Here is a 17660-nt window from a genome sequence, read left to right on the forward strand (position 1 = left end):
AACAATGACAGTCAAAGAGATTTTCGAGACCATGGAATACGGACCCGCCCCGGAAAGTGCCGCCGAAGCCCTGGCATGGCTGGTCGATCAGGGCGACAAGTTCGGCCATTTCATCGACGGCGCCTTCACCAAACCCGGCAAGGGTTTTGAAAGCCGCAACCCGGCCACGGGCGAGGTTCTGGCCAAACTGACCCAGGCCACCCAAGCCGATGTGGACGCCGCCGTGTCCGCCGCCCGCAAGGTGCAACCCAAATGGGAAAAGCTGGGCGGCCCGGCCCGCGCCCGCTACCTCTATGCGATCGCGCGGCTGATCCAGAAACACGCCCGCCTGTTCGCGGTGCTGGAGACGCTCGACAACGGCAAGCCGATCCGGGAATCGCGCGACATCGACGTTCCTCTGGTGCAGCGGCATTTCTACTATCACGCGGGCATGGCCCAGCTGATGGAAACCGAGCTGCCCGACGCACAGGCGCTGGGGGTCTGCGGCCAGATCGTCCCGTGGAACTTCCCGCTGCTGATGCTGGCGTGGAAGGTGGCCCCGGCGCTGGCCATGGGCAACACGGTGGTTCTGAAGCCCGCCGAATACACATCGCTGACGGCGCTGCTGTTCGCCGATATCTGCATGCAGGCCGGTCTGCCCAAGGGCGTGGTCAACATCGTCACCGGCGACGGCGCGGTGGGCGAGATGATCGTGGCCGCGGACGTGGACAAGATCGCCTTTACCGGCTCGACGATCGTGGGGCGCCGCATCCGCGAGGCCACCGCCGGGTCTGGCAAGTCCCTGACGCTCGAGCTGGGGGGCAAGTCGCCCTATATCGTCTTTGACGATGCCGACATCGACAGTGCCATCGAAGGTCTGGTCGATGCGATCTGGTTCAACCAGGGCCAGGTCTGCTGCGCAGGTTCGCGCCTGCTGGTGCAGGAGGGCATCGCCGAGCGGTTCTACGCCAAGCTGCGCGCGCGTATGGACACGCTGCGCATCGGCAACCCGCTGGACAAATGTATCGACGTGGGTGCCGTGGTGGACCCGGTGCAGCTGCAGACGATCAAGTCGATGGTCGAGGGCAACGCGGTGGGCCAGGTTTACCAGCCCGCCTGTGAGTTGCCCGCCAACGGCTGCTACTATCCGCCGACGCTGATCACCGGACTCGAGACCTCGGACCCCCTGATGCAGGAGGAGATATTCGGCCCGGTTCTGGTCTCATCGACCTTCCGCACCCCGGCCGAGGCGGTCGAGCTGGCCAACAACACCCGCTACGGACTGGCCGCAACGGTCTGGACCGAGAACGTCAACCTTGCGCTCGACATCGCGCCCAAGCTGGTCGCGGGCGTGGTCTGGGTCAATGCTACCAACCTGTTCGACGCGGCCGCGGGCTTTGGCGGCGTGCGCGAAAGCGGCTTTGGCCGGGAAGGTGGCTGGGAAGGGCTGAGCGCCTATACCAAGCCCAAGGGCAAAGCCAAGCCGGTGGCCAAGATCGAACCTATCGTGGGCGAAGGCGGCCCGGTCGATCCGGTCGACCGCACGGCCAAGCTCTATGTCGGCGGCAAGCAGGCCCGGCCTGATGGCGGCTATTCCCGCGCGGTCTGGGGCAAGGCGGGGCTGCTGGGCCATGTGGGTCTGGCCAACCGCAAGGATGTGCGCAACGCGGTCGAGGCCGCGGCAGGTGCGGCGAACTGGTCGAAAACCACCGGCCATCTGCGGGCGCAGATCCTGTATTATATCGGCGAGAACCTCTCAGCCCGCGCCGACGAGTTCGCGCATCGCATCGACGCGATGACCGGCCGCAAGGACGGCGCGAAAGAGGTCGACGCCGCAATCCAGCGCCTGTTCACCGCAGCCGCCTGGGCCGACAAGTATGACGGCCAGGTGCATGGCGTTCCGATCCGGGGCGTGGCGATTGCCATGAAGGAACCGGTGGGCGTGATCGGCGCGCTTTGTGCCGACGAGGCGCCGCTGCTGGGTCTGGTCTCGGCCATGGCCCCGGCGATCGCGATGGGCAACCGGGTGGTTCTGGTGGCGTCCGAGCCCTATCCGCTGGCGGCCACCGATTTCTATCAGGTGCTGGACACCTCGGACGTGCCCGCCGGCGTGGTCAACATCCTGACGGGCAGCCATGAGGAGTTGGCCAAACCGCTGGCCTCGCATCTGAACGTGGATGCGGTCTGGTCCTTCTCGTCGTCGGACCTGTCAGCGCAGATCGAGGTCGTCTCGGCCGGGAACCTGAAACGGACCTGGGTCAATAACGCGACGGCAATCGATTGGGGCATGGACCACACCCGCCGCTTCCTGCAGGCTGCGACCGAGATCAAGAACATCTGGGTGCCCTACGGCGAGTAGGGCCCCTTCCAAAGCGGGAGGCTCTACATGGACTTTGCAGGAAAGACGGTCATCGTCATCGGCGGGACCAGCGGTATCAATCGGGGCATCGCCGAGGCCTTCGCGGCCTCGGGCGCCAAACTGGCCGTGGCCAGCCGCTCGCAGGAGAAGGTGGACGACACCATCGCCGCGCTGAAGGCGGCCGGCGCGGCCGAGGCCATCGGCGCGGCCTTCGACGTGCGCGACGCCGAAGCGGTCGCGGCGGGGCTGGAACAGTTCCACGCGAAACTCGGTGATTTCGACGTGCTGGTTTCGGGGGCGGCGGGCAACTTCCCGGCGCTGATGGCGGAGATGTCGATCAACGCTTTCCGCACCGTGGTCGAGATCGACCTGATGGGTACTGTGCATGTGCTGAAAGGCGCCTATCCCTATCTGAAACGGCCCGGCGGCAACATCATCAACATTTCGGCCCCGCAATCTTACCTGCCCTACGAGGGCCAGGCCCATGTCTGCGCGGCCAAGGCGGGTGTCGATCAGATCACCCGCACCCTGTCGATGGAATGGGGCGTGGAAGGCATCCGGGTGAACTCGGTGGTGCCGGGTTTCATCGAGGGCACCGAGGGCGCCAAGCGTCTGGCCCCCACCCCCGACGCGGGCGAGCAGCTGCGCCGAGACGTGCCGCTGGGTCGCTGGGGCACGCCTCAGGACGTAGCCAACGCCTGTCTGTTCCTGGCCTCGGACATGGCCAGCTATGTCAGCGGTACGGTTCTGGCCGTGGACGGGGCGCTGTATCAGCGCGGCTCGGGTCAGTTCGGCCGGATGATGGGGCAGATGCTGCGCAGCATGAAAAAGGGGTGATCCGCGTCCGACAGGCTTGGCCGGCCTTGCCGAACACAGGCAGGGCCGTGGCCGCTTGGCAAACCGCCGCTACTGCAACTGCAGGATATCCGGGATGCAGAGCTTTCTTTGTGCCGGCATCTGGTCTGCACCATCCGACCGCTTCAGCCTTTTCGGACCATCCTTGACTTTGACCTTGGGCTCAGCGAGCGCTCCCCTCAGTGTCACTGGCCACGGGCTGCGCGCAAGTGGCTCGCCAATCTTTCTTGGCTGGATGTTCAGGTCCAACACCTTGTCCGTCAGGTCGACAGCGCCAAAGACAACGACCTGAACATGATCTGTTTCCAGCGTCGTCTGTTTCGTCTCAATTTTTCCGTTGGAAATGCTGATCGGCGCGCGCAGGCACACGATTGGCGCCACTTTCTGTTTTTCCTTGGTAAATACCCACGGAAGAATACCCAGCCCGGCCAGATCCAGAAGCTGGGTTTCGATCGAACCGTCACGCATGGAAACCGTGGCATTGCCACTCATGCTGCCGACGAATTGCTTGACGGTATCCGTGCCCCCCGTAACCGAGAAATCTGCGTACACCGTGCCGCTGGCGCCTTTCTTGAAGTTCAGGTTTTGCAGAAGGTCATCCAACTGCCATCCGCCCGCCTTTCCGGTCAGGGTCAGCAGATGTGCCTCATTCGAAAGATCCATTTGCCCGCTGACGTCGAAATGACCACCTCCGTATTCAAACTTCAGAGGTCCGGCCCGTAGCTCGTTTTCGTCCAGAGTCAGTTCGCTCTGCAGGCTGCTGATGCCCTTTGCACCCTCAATGTGACGCAGGTCTATGTCGACATCTACATTCACACCCGACAGCAAAATGGCCCGCCCGATGGGTTTGAGGGTCACATCCCTCAACGGACCTGTGTCACCGTCGCCTTGCTCGGCATCTTCCTGCTCCGGCGGTGAACCACCTATCTTGCGCAGTTGGGCGGCCGCCTGAACGATGGTCCGGATTTGATCGATTTTTATCAGATCGCTCTCGATCGACCCCTGCAGCACGGGATCGCTTGTTGCGTCATCAAGATCCGCCGCGATTTTCAAGACCGACTCGGAAACCTCGACATTGGCGTTGGCATTCCAATCGGTGCCTTCACTTACCAGGTCGATTTCAAGATGGGCCCGACCGGTGTCCACCGGCTCCAGCGACAAGGCCTTCAGAAGATCTGCGCCCGACGGAACATCCACGTCGATTGCCAGATCCAGATTCTCGAACTTGAGGACATTTTCTACGGATCCGTGCACCTCCAGGCTCCAGACCTCGGTTTCGCTTGTCTGACCATCCAGATTGGTCAAAGCAAGCTGTTCGATGTTTCCGTTCAAATGAAAGTCTCCCGAAAACCTGCCCAGCTGGTCATCGGGGCCCAGCAGTTCGGGCGAGATCAGACTGCTTGCCGGAATATCAATCAAACCCTCGGCGGATACGCCCTGCAACTGCAACGCATCCTCGACCGAACCGGTCAGAATGATAAACGGATCGGCGGGGTTTCCGATCCTCAAATTGATGTTGCCCACGCTCAGGGCACCTTCGGGCGTTCTGGCAAGCTCGGAGAATTTGATCGGCGGCGGGCCCTCACCAGAGGTGTCCAGCGTGAAACCGTTCGTCTTGATGACCATCTGCCGTTGCGGGACCTGTCCCGAGACACTGTCGATGACCATATCCACAGCAATAAGCTTGAGGTCATACCGCGAGGCAGCCGGAGCCGGCTCGGCATCCTCAGGATACAGGCGAATGCGGGTCGTCAGAGAAACATCTTCCGGATTGCCCAATTCCCCGATTTGTCCGGTGACGGAAAGGCTTTGGCCACCATCCAGCTCGGCCAGAACAGACAGGTCATCAACCCGTGCGACGCCATCTGTCAGCTTGAATGTTGCGCCAACACTGCCCGAACCCTCCAATACACGGTTGAGTTTCAGGACATCGAGCAGTTGACCCAACTGATCGACCTCGAGGGTCGCCTTGACCTGAAGGCCGGTCTCCACAGGAATCTGTTGGGCTTCAACCGAAATCTGATCAAAGTTTAATGCCACTTGGAACGGGTCCTGGGGCGGAAACGTGCCCTTCAGGTCAAAACTCTGACCGTTGAGCGAACCCGCTCCAACCGCCGAGGCAACATCGGTTTCGGCATCGCGCTGCAAAACCAGTCCTGGAAGCTGCAAGTCCAGTCCAATGCCGTTCAGGTCGTTCTGATAAAGTACAGTGACATCCTTCAGGTCGATCGTGCGATCCGTCAGAATTCCGGCCAAAGGCTGGGTCGGACGTTCCGAAGCCGTGTCGGTTTCGGCCCCGGTGCGCGAAAAGGACTGCCAGTTGGTCACGCCTTCTTCGTCTTTGATCAGGTTCAGATGAACCCCCGACACTGAAAGATTGCTCACCGACAGCTTGCTGTTCCACAGGTCCCGTGCAGATACGTCGAACTCGATCTGATCAATCGCTGCCAGATCCGCCTCGGCCTTGGGCGTTGCGGGCAGAACCAGTCCAGCTGCTGATACCTGCAACTGACGGCCAAGACCCAAACGTACCTCATCCTCAATCAAGACCTGCTGACCCAGCTTCCTTGAGATCAGGTTCTCAACGAAACTGGTCCGCACCGACGAGAACAAAGCGGAAGACAGAAACAACCAAGCCGCGGCAAAAACCACAAGCGCGACCGCGCAACAGATCAAGACACCTTTGACAATTATTCGCACGTTATCCCTCAGCGTCCCGATTCAGCATGTGATTACCCTAGAGCATTTATCCATCATGTTAATGGAATACATGTTTCGCGCGCCTTCTGAGGCCACGAGGTTGCCGTTGCCCGGGCCAACTCACCCTTTGGATTCACACAATCATCCAATTACTGCTATACGTGAATTCTTTTGCGAATGAGGGCATGATGAATTCACTGACCAGAATAACGCGTGGGATAGGTGTCGCTTTCAAGGACGGCAGAGTGAAAGGCATACTCGCCTTCACCGTCGGAATGATCCTTTGGGCGTCAGTGTTCTACCATTTTGTCGAGGGGTGGAGTTGGTTGGACTCTATCTATTTTTCCGTAGTGACGATCTCGACCGTGGGTTTTGGCGACTTTTCTCCCGAAACCGCTGCGGGCAAGATCTTTACGATGGCGTACATAATCGTGGGTCTGGGTATCTTCGTCACCGCCGCCACGACCGTGGCCGACACGATCCTGTCCCAAGACGACGAGACCCCGCAAAAATAGGCTCTGGCAAGGTGAACTACGGCGTGCTTTGCGCCCCGGGATCCGCTTGCATTTCGGGGCTGAGTCAAACACCGCACTGCCGGGCATCCCCTAATAGCTCAAAAAATATACATATTTACTTTTTTGAGTGTAACATACGGAAAAACATACCAGGGGGATGGAATGGAAAAGACTCAGGACGCAAAGATTGTCGACCTTGCGATAAGGTTGCTGTTTCTCGGGCTGTTTCTCTACAGCGCCTTGGTCATGGTCGCCCCGCTTGCAAGCGTGGTCATCTGGGCCACAATTCTTTGCGTTGCGCTTTATCCGGCCTTCGATTGGCTTCAGTCCAAGCTGGGGGGACGGAAGAAGCTGGCAACGACGATCCTGGTTTTGCTGGGTCTGGTTCTCACACTGGGGCCGGTCGCAACGGCGGTATCTGGGGCCGCGGAACTGGGGTCCGAGTTTGCCGAGCAAGCTGACAAGGGCGAGTTGAAGATACCTCCGGCGCCGGAAGGCCTGAAGGATCTGCCTCTGGTCGGTGCCAAGCTTGCCGATGCCTGGGGCATGTTCGAACGGAACCTGGATGGTGCGCTTGCAAAATACGGCGCGCAAATCCTCGAGATCACCAAATCGCTCTTTGGCAAAGTTCTGGGGATCGGAATCGGGCTTCTCGGCCTTGCGCTGTCGGTGGTGATCATGGGCGCCCTGTTCAGCCCCGGACCGGATCTGGTGCAGGGCCTTCAGCGCTTTGCCAACCGCGTCTTTGCGCCACGCGGCGGCGAATTCGTCACTCTGGCAGGGGCCACGATCCGGAACGTGACCAAGGGCGTAATCGGCGTTGCCGCCATTCAGGCCGTCGTTGTTTGGGTCTTGTTGGCGCTGTTCGGAATATCCTCGGCTGCGACGCTGGCGTTCATTTGCCTGATCCTCTCGATCATCCAGATCGGCCCCGGCCTCGTTCTTCTGCCGCTGGTCATCTATGCATGGAGTTCCATGTCCGGCGGAGCGGCGCTGATCTTCACCGTTCTGGCCATTCCCGTCAGCATAATGGACAGCTTCCTGCGGCCGGTTTTCATCTCAAAAGGCCTGGAGACACCGATGCTCGTGATCCTCATCGGGGTTCTGGGCGGGATGATGGCCTATGGCCTGATCGGAATCTTCATGGGTCCGGTCTTGTTCGCCGTCTTCTACGAGTTGTTCAAGGTCTGGATCGACGCTTCACCAGCGACGGATGACACCGCCGAGGGAGCCGCAAAATGAGGAAGACGATCTGGACGACACTGGCCGTCATTCTCATCTTCCTCACCTGGTATCTGGTTGCTGATCGAAAGACACCGTTCACCGGGAATGCGCGGGTAAAAGCCGTGGCGACCCAAATCGTTCCGCAGGTCACGGGAACCGTGATCGAAGTATTGGTGGAAAACGGACAGATCGTTTCGGCCGGCGATATGCTGGTTCGGATCGACCCGAGACCCTACGAGATTGATCGCGACAGAGCCCAGGCCGACCTTGAGGCGGCCACTCAGGAGGTCGGCGCATCCTCGGCCGAGGTAAGTGCGGCGCAAGCCAAGTTGGCCCGCGCGCAGAGCGATCTGGATACGATGCGCATTCAGACGGAACGAGTCTTCGCGCTCGAGAAGAAAGGGCTGATTTCCATCTCGAAAGCCGACGATGCCCGAGGCCAGCTGGCCGAGTCCGAGGCGAACTATGAAAACGCCAAAGCGGATCTGGAGAAGGCCAAGCAAAGGCTTGGGGACGAAGGGAATGAGAATCCCAAAATCCAACGTGCCTTGGCGGCTTTGGCGGATGCAGAGCTCAATCTGGAATGGACCGAACTGCGCGCGCCGGCTACCGGTGTCATATCCAACTTGTTGATTGCGCCCGGCACATACGCCCGGTCCGGCCAGGATCTGCTGACCTTTCTTGATGCGACGGACGTGTGGATCGAGGCGTATTTCACCGAGAACAATCTGGGGCGCGCCACCGTCGGGTCTCCGGTGGATGTCGTGCTGGATATGCACCCCGGTCAGATCATCCCGGGCAAAATCGAAAGCTTCAGCGCTGCCGTCTCGCTGAGTGGCGGCGACACTCCCGGACAATTGGCAAGCCCGCCGAGCACCAAAGGCTTTCTGCGTGAACCTGAACGGTTTCCCGTGCGCATCATACTGCCGGGCTACGAGGCCGGAAGCGCGGAGGACGATCTCAGGTTTCAGTTGAACGGTCAGGCGGATGTCATCATGTACCTCAGCGACAACGGGATACTGAACGCGGTCGGTCGGACATACATTCGTTTGGTTTCGATCTTTTCTTATGCGTACTGAGGACAGAAACGCCGTTTACAGACTTGCACTGGGTGTGACCGCCGTCTTTTCCTTGGGGCTTTTCCTTGGGTGGCCATTGGCGGTTGTTGGCGCGGTTTTCACTGCGCTCTTCCTTCAGGCACCTACCGCGTTACCGCTGGCCGCGTTTGCGAAACTGTTCATCTTCTCGATTGCGTTGATGTTCGTTTCTTTCCTGCTCTCATCGGTTTTCGCGCCCTATCCGGTCGTATTTCTCATACTGGTGGCGATCGGGATAATCCTGTCCTTCATATGGTCCGTGTCTGGTGCCGGTGTCCTGCCGGGCGTCATCGCCCTGATGGGGGCGCTGATGATCCCCAACCTTGTTCTGCAATCTCAGGATCTGGCGCTGGTGCTTGTATTCTGGATCCCGCTGAATCTGTTGTTTGCCGGTTTCGTATCGACGCTGACGTTCACGCTGATTCCGGCCGCCCCCCAGAACGCCACGCAGGCCAAAGCCGCATCCGTCGCTGACTTTGACAAGCATCGGCGTATCGTCAGAATGTCGCTTGTCACGGTTCCTTTCGCCCTGGCATTTTTTGTGTCTGGTGCGTCTGCCCTGTTGGTTCTGTTCTTTGTGGCCCTTCTCAGCCAGCAACTCGCTGCGATGCCTGCTGCCGGCAAAGCCGTGGCCAAGGCGATGCTGACGGCAAACCTGCTCGGAGCAGCTGCGTCCATCATCTGCTACGAAGTCAACGTCATCGCGCCGGTCATTCTCACGCCGATCCTGCTGTGCTTTTTCGCATGCGTGACACTGGGCGCGCTCGGCAAATCCCAGATACCGCTTGCCGCCGCCGCCGGATCGGCCCTGACGACGGTCCTGATTGTCTACGGCGGGTCGATTTCACCGTTTTCGGATGAGGCCGATGTCAAAAGCATCACTCGCGTTCTGCAAGTCGCCAGCGCGGCCCTTTTCGTCATCATAGCCTACGTGGTCGTGGATGAGTTCTGGCCGGAAAAGAAACGCGAAAACCCGGTGAATGCTTGACGCAGCCGCCAACTTTGGCGCCCGCGGTAAATTGGAACGACGTCAAAGCTGCAGGGGCGGCCCCTGAAACTCGATCTGCCATTTCTCGGAGAATGCATTCAGCACGTCCCGGTCGGGAACTCCGTCTGCCATGATGTCTCCCAGCCCGTTGAAGACGGCGACCGTGTCGAAGGATGGCAGTATCATGACCAGTTGCCGCGCCGGCCCGTCGGAAAGGTTGCAAAACGCATGCGCGGCGCCCCCGGGGATCGTTACGACGTCCCCTGTCTCTGCAACAAAGCGCTTTCCATCGCACTCATAGAGATACTGCCCGTCTAAAACGCGAAAGATCTCAGTTTGTGGGTGACGGTGCAGGGGCGGGCCAAACCCCGGTTCATTTATTGTCTCTATGACCGAGATATTCTCGTCGGTGGTGTCGTGCGGTATCCGGACAAACAACTGCAGTCCAATCGCCGGGACGTGGATGGGAGGGTCGGTCAACTTCGAATGCCAGAAATTATAAGGCATCAATGATCCTTCCTTACCCGCGAAAACAGTTCCGCTTCATGATGACATCTGTCCATCAAGTGAAACAAGCCCGCCGGCGGACCCGCATGACCGTGAACTCCAAGCAGATTTCACGGAACAGATGCCGGATACGCGGACGATCCAAAGGTTGCACACGCTTCCGGATCACGGGGGCCCAGGGCGAGCGGCGCTGAATGACCGCTCGTCTGGAATTCTGCAAAAGCCCTGCCGACTGCCGGCCCTCCGCGTCAGTTCGTGGTCTCAAGCCCCTCGGGTTTGCCTACAACCACGAAATGCAGCCCGTCCGGGTCCAGCAGCTCGGCCGCGACGCGGTTCACGTCGTCCAGCGTCACCGCGTTCACCTTGTCGTTTCGGGTCGCGATGTAGTCGATCGGTAGATCTTCCATCTGCATGCCCACCATGATGCCCGCGATCTGGGCATTGCCGTCAAAGCGTAACGGATAGGCGCCGGTCAGATAGGTCTTGGCATCGTCCAGCTCTTTCTGGGTTACGCCTTCGGTCGCGGCGCGCCGCCATTCGTCGCGAATTACCTCGATAGCCTGCCCGATCCGGTCATTGGCCGAGGATACCGACCCCAGATAGACCGAGGCCAGATCCTTGGGCACCAGATAGGTCCCGACGCCATAGGTCAGGCCGCGTTTTTCGCGGACTTCCTGCATCAGGCGGCTTTCAAAGCCGCCGCCGCCGAGGATGTGGTTCAGGATGTAGGCCGCAAAGAAATCCGGATCGTCGCGGTCGATGCCCTTCTGGCCGAACAGCGCCACCGATTGCGGCGTGTCGAACTCGACCACCGTGACGCCGCCGGGGATCGTTACCTCTGCATTCCCGGGAATCGGTTTGCCCGTTTCGGGAAGGTCCGACAACAGATTGTCCAGCAACGCGCCCAACTCTTCGGGTGTGATGTCGCCCACCGCGCCCACATACAGCCGGTCCTTGGCGAAGACGCCTTTGTATGCGTCGATGATGTCGTCCCGCGTCAGGGCCGATACGCTGTCGATCGAGCCTTTGCCGTTGGATCCATACGGATGATCGCCATAGGCCATTTTGGCGAATGTCTCACCCGCGATGTCATTGGGGTCGGTCTGTTCCGAGCGCAGCCCGGACAGGACCTGCGCCCGAACCCTGTCGATCGCGTCCTGATCAAAGCGCGGCTGCTGGATGGTGGTGCGCAGCAGGTCAACGGCGTCGTCCCGGTTTTCAGTCAGGAACTGGGCCGAGATCGCAACACTGTCATCGGTGGCCCTGTATCCGATCGACGCCGCCAGGGATTCCAGCGCCCGCGCGTAGGTGCGGGAATCCATGTCGCCCGCGCCTTCTTCGAGGAGGCCGCTCATCAGATAGACCGCGCCGCGTTTGTCGGGATCGTCCAGTGACGTGCCCCCGCGGAACCGCAGCTCCAGCGCAGTGAAGGGGATCGAGTGGTCCTCGACCAGCCAGGCCCGGATGCCGCCGGGCGAAGTGACCTCCTGAATCTTGATCTCGGCCCAGGCAGGTAGCGCGATCAGCAGGGCGATCAAAGGGGCAAGGAAACGGATCATTGGGTCACCTCGTCATCACGCATCAGCCAGCCGGTGACCGACGCTTCGGGCTGAAGCACCTCGCGCGCGGCGGCAATGATTTCGTCGCCGGTGACGGCCTGGAGGATGTCGGGCCAGGCCTGTACGTCCTCGACCGTCAGTCCGCTGGTCAGCGCCCGGCCATAGCGGTTGCCGATTCCATCGACGTTGTCTCGGGCATAGACCTGTGCGGCGCGCAGCTGCATCTTGATCCGGTCCAGATCCTCTGGGTTGACGCCTTCGGCGATGAAATCGGCCACCGCCTGATCCATCGCATCCTCGGCCTCTTGCAGCGACACGCCTTCGGCCGGAACAACGATCAGATCAAAGGTCGTGTCATCCAGCGACACCCCACGGTAAAACGCCCCGGCATAGACAGCCAGCTGCTGCTCAAGCTGCAGTTTTTCGTTCAGGTAGGATGTGGTGCTGCCGCCCAGAAGCTCGGCCAGCAGAAACAACGCCGCAGCCTTTTCCTGCGCACCGGCATCACGCTCGGGCGCGAGGTAGCTGCGCTGAACATATGGTTGCGACACCCGCGCATCCTTGAAGGTCAGACGCCGCTCGGCGGTCTGCGGCGGTTCCTGCGATCGGACCCGTTCAGGCAGGTCCGGGTTGGCGGGGATCACGCCATAATAGGTGTCGGCCAAGGCTTTGACCTCGTCCGGGTCCACATCGCCGGTCACCACGAGGATCGCATTGTTGGGCGCGTAATAGGTCTGGTAGAAGGACAGGGCGTCCTTCATGTCCAATGTCTCCATCTCGTGCTTCCAGCCGATCACCGGAACGCCGTAGCGGTGGTTGAGATACTGCGCCGCGCTCATCTGTTCGCCGAACAGGGCACGGGGGTTGTTCTCGGTACGCTGGTTGCGTTCCTCCAGGATAACGTCGCGCTCGGTTGCGATGTCGCTCTCGGTCAGCCGGATGTTGCGCATCCGGTCGGCCTCCATCTTCATCATCAACTCCAGCCGGTCGGCGGCCACGCGCTGGAAATAGGCCGTGTAGTCATACGAGGTGAAGGCGTTGTCGTTGCCCCCATTGGCCGCAACGGTGGCCGAAAGCTCGCCCGCTTCCATCGTATCGGTGGCCTTGAACAGAAGATGTTCGAGGAAATGCGCCACACCTGACGACCCGATCGGTTCGTCCGCTGATCCGGCCCGATACCAGACCATATGCTGAACCACGGGCGCGCGGTGATCTTCGACCACGACGACATCCATGCCGTTATCCAGAGTAAAGGTGGTGACGGCCTCGTGCCCGGTTTCAGCCAAAACCGGGGTTGCGGTCATCAAAGCGGCGCAAAACGCCAAGGCCCGAGCCATGGGGCATCCTCCGTTTCGTTACGGTGTTCAAACTACGGTGACGCCGAACGGGTTCAAGAGCGATGACGGAAAGTTAAGAATTATTCATCCGGCGGCGACGAGGGTGTTTCCACGCCCTGTCTGCGCAAAGCTTCGGTCTGCACTTGGGGATCGATGGCATTGCGCTTGTAGACCTGCGAATAGCGGTCCACCTTGAACAGGCGCAACCGCGTCCAGCGGCTTTGCCGCTTGCGGAAATCCGCATCTTCCTGTGCCAGAACCTGGCGGGTGTTGGGGGAAACGCCATAGCGGCTGGAAGCCGTCACCAGCGCCCCGTCCGACGACGGAATACCGGTGCCGGGGTTCAGCGCGCCGGGATTGCCACCCAACGCAGCCACGGCGTCAGCATTCGGGTTCGGGTCGGTCAGGTTCGCGCCACCCGGCGTCGGCGCGGGCAGGAACGCATAATCTTTGGGCTGGGTCAGCGGCTTGACCGGCATGACCGAAAACTCGTCCGGCCCGGGTCCTGGCGCTTCGAGATGGCGCAGGCCGATATCGGAACATCCTGCGACCGCAGCAGCAAGTGTCAGAGCAATAATGGCGCGCGGCATCCGCATCTTGGTCTCCAGCCTGTTTCAGGCGCTTTTATCGCATAACATCCGGCGCGTCACGAGGGCTTTTTGCCTTCGAACAGTACCAACCCGAGGGCACCCGCGAAAATGAACACGTCGGCGAGGTTGAAGACGAACGGGTTGTTGATGCCACAGCAGGACATGTTCAGGAAATCCAGAACATATCCATACAGCACCCGGTCAACCACGTTCCCCAACGCTCCGCCAATCAGCAATCCGCCGAAAACCAGCATCCGCCGCGATGCGGCCGTGCGCCAGAGCCAGACGAAAACGCCGATGCTGATGGCCAGCGAAATAGCGATGAGAAACCAGCGCGCAGCTTCGGAATTGCCCTGGAACAGGCCAAAATTGATGCCGCGGTTCTCGCCGTAGCGAAAGGTCAGCAGCGGCGGCAGTACGTCGATGCCGCCGGGCCGGTCGGCCACGCGCAACACGTGGACCACCAGGTACTTGCTGAGCTGGTCGATCACAAATGCGGCCAGCCCGGCCCAGAGCAGAACCCGGACCCGCATCAGTGACGGAAATGCCGCATGCCGGTGAACACCATGGCCAGACCGGCTTCGTCGGCGGCAGCGATCACCTCGTCATCGCGCATCGATCCGCCCGGCTGGATCACGCAGGTCGCGCCTGCGGCGGCGGCCTCCATCAGCCCGTCGGGGAAGGGAAAGAACGCATCCGAGGCTACGGCCGAGCCGATGGTCAGCGGTTCAGGCAAGCCCAGACTTTCAGCCATGCGCTCGGCCTTCTTGGCGGCGATCAGGGCGGAATCCACCCGGCTCATCTGACCGGCGCCGACGCCCACCGTGGCCTCGTTCTTGACGTAGACGATGGCGTTCGACTTGACGTGCTTGGCCACTTTCCAGGCAAACAGCAGATCGCGCATCTGCTCGGGCGTGGGGGCCAGCTTGGTCATGACCTTCAGGTCATCCATCTCGACATGGCCGTTGTCCTTGTCCTGCACCAGCAGCCCGCCGGCCACCTGGCGCACGGTCTTGCCGCCGGCGCGCACGTCGGGCAGAGCCTCGGTGGTCAGCAGGCGCAGGTTCTTCTTGGCGGCAAAGATCGCCTTGGCCTCGTCAGTGGCGCCGGGGGCGATCACGACCTCGGTGAAGATGCCGGTGATTTCGCGCGCGGTTTCCGCGTCCAGCGGCCGGTTCAGCGCCACGATCCCGCCGAAGGCCGAGGTCCGGTCGCAGTCGAACGCGGCTTTGTATGCCTCGAGCAACGTGGCGCCCGTTGCAACGCCGCAAGGGTTGGCATGTTTGATGATGGCGCAGGCGGCGCTGTCGCGCGGGTCGAACTCGGCCACCAGTTCAAAGGCGGCGTCGGTGTCGTTGATGTTGTTGTAGCTCAGTTCTTTGCCCTGATGCTGCACGGCGGTAGCGACGCCGGGACGGCCCGAGCCATCGACATAGAACGCCGCCTGTTGGTGGCTGTTCTCGCCATAGCGCAGGGGCTGTTTCAGTTCGCCGGCGAACACGCGGCGCTTTGGGGTGTCGATCTCCAGCGCATCGGCCAGCCAGCTGGATACGGCCGCGTCATAGGCCCCGGTGCGCGCATAGGCCTTCTGCGCCAGCCACTGGCGGAAGCCCAGCGACGTCTTGCCGTAGTTTTCCTCGAGCTGATCCAGCAGGGCCGAGTAATCCTCAACATCGACCACCACGTTGACAAAGGCGTGGTTCTTGGCCGCGGCGCGGATCATCGCGGGACCGCCGATGTCGATGTTTTCGATGCATTCGTCATAGCCCGCGCCCTTGGCCACCGTTTCCTCGAACGGGTAGAGATTGACCACCAGCAGGTCGATCGGGCCGATGCCATGCTCCTGCATCGCCGCCACATGGGCGTCATTGTCGCGCAGCGCCAGCAGGCCACCATGCACCATCGGGTGCAGCGTCTTGACCCGGCCATCCATCATCTCGGGGAAACCCGTGACCTCGCTGACATCCTTGACCGCAAGCCCCGCATCCCGCAGCGCCTTGGCGGTGCCGCCGGTCGACAGCAGCTCGACCCCGCGGTCGGCCAGGGCCTTGCCCAGATCGATCAATCCGGTCTTGTCGGAAACGGAAAGCAACGCGCGGCGCACGGGGTGAAGGTCGGTCATGGGTCCAAAGATCCTTTTGGCTCAGTCGAAATCGGGCTCGTCCCGGTGCACGTCGCGCACGGCATAGGCTGTATCCTGCGCCTTGCTCAGCGTCCACCGGATGCGCGTCGCATACTCGATTGCGCGGCCGGAGAGAACGATCTGTTTTGTCGCGCGGGGCTTCAGACGGCCTTTTTCCAGGTAAACGCTTGGCTCAAGAGACAATTTTCCGGCGCCGTCATGGCGGAAAACCCAGATCTCGCCGCTTTTGAGCGCCATCGACACCGCAGACCCGCCCAGATCCAGCGCGGCGTCCACATCCGGATGAAGGTGAAACCGGATGTCAAAACCGATCCCTGACAGCTTGGATGCGTCCACCGCCCGGTCAAACTGGCGTTTTGCCTTGTCGGTTGCCGTCAAAAGGATGTCTTCACCAGTTACCTCGCGCCCGTCAAAGCGCAGCTCGATCGTACGGGCATGGGTAAGTCCGAACACCTTGGCGTACCCATCATGGCCCGCCATCACGCGCGCGCCTTCGAACGAATCCTCGAACTCCACCGGTACCTCGCTCGGGGCGTCCACCATTGCTTCGTTCGCGGTTCCCTTGGTCGGAGCAGCCAACCGGGCGCTGGAGTATCCATCCAGGCAAAGGGTCGAGTGCGAAGGCGTGGCCCGCCCTGCCCGGCGCCACTCCAACCCGAAGCTTTCGCCCGAACCGCAGTTGACGATCAATGGCCGCCGCCCCGAGGTCAGCTCGAAAGCCAGTGTCGAGGCGTGCGCCATGTACGAGGCCGCCCCTTTGGCCGGGGGTGCTGCGTCGATGATCACCGTGGTGCGGGCGGCGGCCAGACGGGCATAGCCCATGGTCAGGCCTTTGGCGGGTTTGGGCTTGACCCCGCTTTGGGCCAGCGCCTGTTCCAACCGGCCCTCTATGCCGCGGCCACCGCCGTGAAACCGGGCCAGCCCGCCGTCGGCATGACGCAGGCTGCGCAGGGTCGGGGCAATCCGTTTGATTGCTGTCGTCTGAGCGGCGGGCGTGCCGCGCCCGACTTCGCTGAGCGCAGCGGATGTCCAGGCCAGCAGGGTAAAGACCTCAAGCAATTCTTCCGGATTCCGCGTGGGAATGCCACCTTGGGCGTCGATCTGGGCCTCACATTCCCGCGCCAGGGCCCGAACGGCCGGGTCCGAGATGTCTTCCATCCCCTCCAGTGCCAAACCGGCCTGAACCAAACCTGCCAAGGCCTCGAACCGCGGCAGACCCGGTGTCGCGGCGTGCCAGCGTTTGGACAGGAACCAGGTCTGCTGTGACAGAGACCGAAAAAACAGCCGGCTATGGGCCTCGTCCATACCGCGCAGCAGGAACAGCGCGTGATTGATCCAGCGGATCAGGCGGCGTCCGGTCAGGTCTGGGGCCCAGCCCGGACCCTGCCCCTTGCCGTGGGTCTCGATCCAGCCCCAGACCCAGCGTTGCGCCTTTTCCCGTGCCGCGGCATCACCCACCGCGGCCAGATCGTCCAGCCAGGCAAATCCATGCCGTTCATCGTCGAATGCGGCGTTGGGGGCCGCGACCTCCCATAAGCCCGTGTCCGGAGCTTCGACCAGATAACCCGCAAACAAAAGATTTCCCGCCACCAGTTGCCGCCCGCGCGCAAATGAACCAACGGTGCGCGGCTCGGGCTGACCGACAAAGCCGCTGACGGGCTTGCGGCGCTGGCTGAGGCGCGCGTAGAGACGGTTCTGAAACCGCACCCATCGGTTGGCCATGGTGTCCGAATTCGACATGACGTGTGTTGCTCTGCCCCTGCCGCTCTGCTGGCGTTTGAACCAACGATAGCCGGGCCGGTTCGTC

Annotated in this window: 14 protein-coding genes and 1 pseudogene; 6 read left to right on the forward strand and 9 right to left on the reverse strand. The window is 61.3% G+C overall.

Features of this window, described 5'->3' with window-relative positions; all coding sequences use genetic code 11:
- Window positions 1-4 precede the first annotated feature (4 nt).
- Entirely contained in the window at window positions 5-2338 is a 2334-nt protein-coding gene (locus tag ACR0NY_RS11790) for an aldehyde dehydrogenase family protein (protein WP_170369123.1), read from the forward strand.
- A 27-nt stretch (window positions 2339-2365) separates the two neighbouring features.
- A complete protein-coding gene (locus ACR0NY_RS11795) occupies window positions 2366-3175 on the forward strand; it encodes an SDR family oxidoreductase (protein ID WP_170369122.1) in 810 nt (269 codons plus the stop codon).
- A 69-nt stretch (window positions 3176-3244) separates the two neighbouring features.
- On the opposite strand, the gene ACR0NY_RS11800 is transcribed toward ACR0NY_RS11795, so the two are convergent.
- The gene (locus ACR0NY_RS11800) at window positions 3245-5824 is read right to left on the reverse strand and encodes an AsmA family protein (protein ID WP_480771285.1); all 2580 of its coding nucleotides are present in this window, start codon (window positions 5822-5824) and stop codon (window positions 3245-3247) included.
- Window positions 5825-6138: 314 nt separating this feature from the next.
- On the opposite strand from ACR0NY_RS11800, the gene ACR0NY_RS11805 reads away from it, so the two are divergent.
- From ACR0NY_RS11805 to ACR0NY_RS11820, 4 genes are all read left to right on the forward strand, one after another.
- Window positions 6139-6408, forward strand: coding sequence for a potassium channel family protein (locus ACR0NY_RS11805; protein ID WP_367646355.1), 270 nt, complete (start codon window positions 6139-6141; stop codon window positions 6406-6408).
- Between the two features lie 162 nt (window positions 6409-6570).
- Window positions 6571-7650 (forward strand): AI-2E family transporter, encoded by a 1080-nt coding sequence (locus tag ACR0NY_RS11810; protein WP_170369119.1) that lies wholly within the window; start codon window positions 6571-6573, stop codon window positions 7648-7650.
- Window positions 7647-8711, forward strand: a complete 1065-nt coding sequence (locus tag ACR0NY_RS11815; protein ID WP_170369118.1) for an HlyD family secretion protein — start codon at window positions 7647-7649, stop codon at window positions 8709-8711. Before ACR0NY_RS11810 ends, ACR0NY_RS11815 begins: the two co-directional genes overlap by 4 nt.
- Window positions 8701-9717 (forward strand): DUF2955 domain-containing protein, encoded by a 1017-nt coding sequence (locus ACR0NY_RS11820; protein WP_170369117.1) that lies wholly within the window; start codon window positions 8701-8703, stop codon window positions 9715-9717. The genes ACR0NY_RS11815 and ACR0NY_RS11820 overlap by 11 nt, the downstream gene beginning before the upstream one ends.
- Before the next feature lie 42 nt (window positions 9718-9759).
- Here ACR0NY_RS11820 and ACR0NY_RS11825 read toward each other — a convergent pair whose 3' ends face one another.
- From ACR0NY_RS11825 to ACR0NY_RS11860, 8 genes and pseudogenes are all read right to left on the reverse strand, one after another.
- On the reverse strand, window positions 9760-9903 hold the full coding sequence (locus ACR0NY_RS11825) for a hypothetical protein (RefSeq protein ID WP_367646360.1): 144 nt from the start codon (window positions 9901-9903) through the stop codon (window positions 9760-9762).
- A gap of 12 nt (window positions 9904-9915) precedes the next feature.
- Window positions 9916-10224: pseudogene (locus ACR0NY_RS11830) on the reverse strand (cupin domain-containing protein); the annotation flags it as partial.
- Between the two features lie 248 nt (window positions 10225-10472).
- Window positions 10473-11783 carry a M16 family metallopeptidase gene (locus ACR0NY_RS11835; protein ID WP_170369115.1) on the reverse strand — a complete coding sequence of 437 codons (1311 nt, stop codon included), beginning with the start codon at window positions 11781-11783 and terminating at the stop codon, window positions 10473-10475.
- Window positions 11780-13120 (reverse strand): M16 family metallopeptidase, encoded by a 1341-nt coding sequence (locus ACR0NY_RS11840; RefSeq protein WP_170369114.1) that lies wholly within the window; start codon window positions 13118-13120, stop codon window positions 11780-11782. The genes ACR0NY_RS11835 and ACR0NY_RS11840 overlap by 4 nt, the downstream gene beginning before the upstream one ends.
- Window positions 13121-13200: 80 nt before the next feature.
- A complete protein-coding gene (locus ACR0NY_RS11845; RefSeq protein WP_093964150.1) occupies window positions 13201-13716 on the reverse strand; it encodes a DUF3035 domain-containing protein in 516 nt (171 codons plus the stop codon).
- Between the two features lie 50 nt (window positions 13717-13766).
- On the reverse strand, window positions 13767-14243 hold the full coding sequence (lspA, locus tag ACR0NY_RS11850) for a signal peptidase II (protein WP_170342020.1): 477 nt from the start codon (window positions 14241-14243) through the stop codon (window positions 13767-13769).
- Complete coding sequence (gene purH, locus ACR0NY_RS11855; protein WP_170369113.1) at window positions 14243-15832, reverse strand: bifunctional phosphoribosylaminoimidazolecarboxamide formyltransferase/IMP cyclohydrolase; 1590 nt, start codon at window positions 15830-15832, stop codon at window positions 14243-14245. The genes lspA and purH overlap by 1 nt, the downstream gene beginning before the upstream one ends.
- 21 nt (window positions 15833-15853) lie before the next feature.
- Entirely contained in the window at window positions 15854-17593 is a 1740-nt protein-coding gene (locus tag ACR0NY_RS11860; RefSeq protein WP_170369112.1) for a heparinase II/III family protein, read from the reverse strand.
- Between the last annotated feature and the right edge of the window lie 67 nt (window positions 17594-17660).

The sequence above is a fragment of the Ruegeria sp. BJ5 genome, from assembly GCF_056537865.1.